This is a genomic window from Collinsella sp. D33t1_170424_A12 (assembly GCF_015554865.1).
Taxonomy (GTDB): Bacteria; Actinomycetota; Coriobacteriia; order Coriobacteriales; family Coriobacteriaceae; genus Collinsella.
Genome location: NZ_JADNJJ010000017.1, coordinates 1 through 3,559, shown reverse-complemented (window position 1 = coordinate 3,559; position 3,559 = coordinate 1). Strand labels below are relative to the sequence as shown.

At 64.9% G+C, this 3,559-nt stretch carries 3 protein-coding genes; all 3 read left to right on the top strand.

From position 1 onward, the window contains the following. Positions 1 to 366: 366 nt before the first annotated feature. The 3 genes from I2E26_RS09005 to I2E26_RS00825 are packed head-to-tail and all read left to right on the top strand — an operon-like array spanning position 367 to position 3,489. Positions 367 to 1,398 (top strand): hemolysin III family protein, encoded by a 1,032-nt coding sequence (locus I2E26_RS09005; protein ID WP_229056305.1) that lies wholly within the window; start codon positions 367 to 369, stop codon positions 1,396 to 1,398. Positions 1,399 to 1,458: 60 nt separating this feature from the next. Beyond that, positions 1,459 to 2,826 (top strand): hemolysin family protein, encoded by a 1,368-nt coding sequence (locus I2E26_RS00830; RefSeq protein ID WP_195419243.1) that lies wholly within the window; start codon positions 1,459 to 1,461, stop codon positions 2,824 to 2,826. A gap of 42 nt (positions 2,827 to 2,868) precedes the next feature. Continuing rightward, positions 2,869 to 3,489: a hypothetical protein gene (locus tag I2E26_RS00825; protein ID WP_147587797.1), complete on the top strand. Its 621-nt coding sequence runs from the start codon at positions 2,869 to 2,871 to the stop codon at positions 3,487 to 3,489. Positions 3,490 to 3,559: the final 70 nt, after the last annotated feature.

Below are 3,559 nucleotides of genomic sequence, written 5' to 3'. Positions count from 1 at the left end.
TGAAGATCGGCCTGGGTACCAGCGAATACGAGCTGATCGAGGTCAAGTAACGCCGATTTCCGCGGTGAACGCCCGGCCCGTTGCGTCGACTGCGGGACCGGGCGTCTGTATGCGTCGGCTTCCGGTCGGGTCGGATGGTGCGCGAGCCGCGCCTGCGCGCCTGGCGCTGTCGCGGCCGCACGCCCCTGATGCCGGGAGGGGGCGCGCAGGCGGGCGCAACGCGCGCGGGCTCGCGTATTCATCCGGGGCGGGTAAGGACCTGGTAAGGAACGTGGAAGCGTCGGCGCAGAAACGGTGCACCTTTCTGCGTTTTTGTCCAATTCTGCTATAGTATGCAAAAACGTTTTTGGAGGAATCTCAGCATACATGCCAGATACGAGCGACAGTTCCAAGCCGCGGGAAGAGTCCGCGGCGCCCCACAGAGCATCTTCCGGGTCCGCCGATGCGGACGCGGTCAGTCCTGGTGGCTGTATAGATTCCACTGATCAATCCACAGCTTCATATGGCTCCGGCGGCGCGATCGCGCCGGATGCCGCCGCGCCCGTCGATGCTTCCGCGTCGCCTGCGACGGAATCCGAGCCCGGCCGGGCTCTCGACGACGCGATCTTGGCGGATGCAAGCGTCTTACTCGAGGCTGCCCGCGAGGACGGTGCCTCGACCGAGGCCCTCGTCAACGCCGAGCATGCTGCCGAAATCGCGGCCTCCAAGGCCGCCGTCCGCGCCGCGCGCCGCGCTCTCGAGAAGGCCAAGGCCGACGACGCCATTCCACGGTACACCTTGGGGGAAGAGATCTTCAACGCGGTGAGCCACGGCGTGGGCGTGCTGCTGGGCATCGCGGCCCTGGTGCTGCTCATCGTGAAGGCCGCGGTTTCCGGCGGGCATCCCGCCGCGCTCGCCGCGGGCATCATCTACGGCGTCACCATCATCTTGGAGTACCTGTTCTCCACCCTCTACCACGCCATACCCGCGCGCGGCGCCAAGCGCGTGTTCCGCATCTTCGACCACAGCTGCATCTACCTGCTCATTGCGGGTACGTATACGCCGTTTCTCCTGGTCACCCTTGCCGATCACGACGGCTTCGCCCTATGCGTGGCGATGTGGGTGATCGCCGCGGCGGGCATCCTCTTCGAGCTCGTGGGCCGGGAGCGCCAGCCGCGCTGGGTGACCATCCTCATCTATCTCGTTATGGGATGGATGGTGGTATTCCGCCTTCCGCAGCTGATCGCCGCCCTCGACCCCATCGGCCTGGGCCTGCTGCTTGCCGGTGGCCTGTGCTATACGGCGGGCACCGCGTTTTATGCAGCCAAGAGCATCCGCTATATGCACAGCGTCTGGCACCTGTGGGTGCTGGCTGGTAGCGTATTCCAGTTCATGGCGGTGATCCTCTTCGTAATCTAGCGCCTTCTCATTCGGCATCCCGTATCGAACCCGTTTCCTTTGGAGGTTTAACGCGTCCCCATGGACATAACCATCAGCATCATCACCACCGTCGTGCTTACGATCATCAACGGCTTCTTCTCGATGTCCGAGATGGCGCTCACCACGGCCAAGCGCGCGGTCCTTGACCACGAGGCCGAGGAGGGCGACCGCCGCGCCCGCCGTGCGTCCGAGCTCGCGGCCGACTCCGGCAACTTCCTCGCAACCATTCAGGTGGCAATCACGTTGGTGGGCTTCGCGTCCTCGGCGGTGGCGTCGACGAATCTGTCCGACCCGCTGGCCGACTGGCTGTGCAGCTTCGGCATCGAGCCGCTCAGCATGGTGGCGCGCGGCCTGGCACCCGTGCTCATCACGCTGGCCGTTTCCTATCTGTCCATCGTCGTGGGCGAGCTCGTGCCCAAGCGCATCGCCCTGGCCGACGCCGAGGGCATGGCGAAGCGCGTGGCCCAGCCGCTCACCGTGTTCCAGAAGATCGCGCGTCCGCTGGTGTGGTTCACGCAGGCCTCCGCAAACGGCCTGGCCCGCCTCCTGCGCATCAAGAGCGGCGATGACCGCCAGAACGTCTCCGAGGAAGAGATCAAGTACATGATCAACGAGCAGGAGACGTTGCTCGATGAGGAAAAGCGCATCATCCACGAGGTCATGGACCTAGGTGACGCGGTGGCGCGCGAGGTCATGGTGCCGCGCGTCGACGTGACGATGGTCGAAGACGACCAGACGGTTGCCGAGGTGCTGGCCCTCATGCGCCAGACGGGCTTCTCCCGCATGCCCGTCTACCACGAGGACCCCGATAACATCATCGGCATCGCGCATATCAAGGACTTCATCGGCCTGGTGCTGGACGGCAAAGCCGACGAGATGGCGTCGGACAACCTGCGCGACGCCGCGTTCGTGCCCGATACCAAGGACATCCTGCCGCTGCTTTCCGAGATGCAGACCGCGCACGATCAGATCGTGGTCGTGGTGGACGAGTACGGCGGAACGGCCGGCATCATCACGGTGGAAGATATCGTCGAGGAGATCGTGGGCGAGATCGAGGACGAGTTCGATCCCGATAACAAGTACCTTACGCGCCTGTCGCCCCGCGAGTGGCTGGTGGACGGCCGTTACTCCTGCGACGACGGCGTCGAGCTGGGCTGGCCTATCGAGGAGAGCGACGACTACGAGACCATCGCCGGCTGGATCTTGGACCTGTGCGACTCCGTGCCCGATATCGGCGAGGTATTCGAGGTTGATGGGTACAAGTTCAAGGTGCAGTCGATGCGCGGCCAGCGCATCTCTCTCATTCGCGTGACCGCCCCCGAGGAGCCGCAGGCCGCGGCGCCGGAGGAGGACGAGGACGAGGCGAAGCGCCCCTCGCTGCGCAAGATGAAGCACGAAGACGAGTAGCCCCGTATGGGCGGTACCCGCACATAGGAAAGGACTGGATCCATGGCTGAGCTGTTCAATATCATCAAGATCTCGGTGGGGGCCGACAAGCTCACCGCGCGTGTTCAGGTGAACCCCGGTATGCCGGTGCGCACCTGCGAGGATATCGAGGCCACGGCTCGCGTGTACTACCTCGCCCCGGCCATCGCCATGCACGCGTGCCTGGGTGACGCCGGCGAGCATTTTCAGGATTGCATGAGCGACACCGAGACCGCGCACCTGCTGGAGCATCTCACGGTGGAGATCATGAACGAGACGGGTCTGGTGGACGGCATCGTGAGCGGGCGCACGCATGCGGTTCCCGGTGAGGAGCGCCTGTTCGATATCGATCTGTCGTGTCCCGACGACGCGCTCACCGTGGGCTCGCTGTCGTCGGCGACCTTCATGATGGATTGGGCGTTCCTGCATGCCAGCCAGCCCGCGCCCGACTTCCCCGGGACCGTGGCGGCATTGCGCCACCTCATGCTCAAGCTGCGCGGCGAGGACGAGGAGACGGGCGAGCAGGCTCCCGATCCGCAGATGGTCGAGGTTGCGTACGAGGAGGGCCAGACGCGTGCGGCTATGAACGAAATGGGCTCGCGCGCTCTGTTCGGCGGTGCGGCCGCGGAGGTTGACGCGCGCTAGCTGTTGTGTGCCGATAGGTTGTTTACGCCGTAGACTCGCGACATGGGCGGCAGGCCCCCGCACGCGCTGT

Bases quoted from the DNA above. Each gene is read 5' to 3' on its own strand.
- I2E26_RS09005 (WP_229056305.1), top strand. From the start codon at position 367: ATGCCAGATACGAGCGACAGTTCCAAGCCGCGGGAAGAGTCCGCGGCG.
- I2E26_RS00830 (WP_195419243.1), top strand. From the start codon at position 1,459: ATGGACATAACCATCAGCATCATCACCACCGTCGTGCTTACGATCATC.
- I2E26_RS00825 (WP_147587797.1), top strand. From the start codon at position 2,869: ATGGCTGAGCTGTTCAATATCATCAAGATCTCGGTGGGGGCCGACAAG.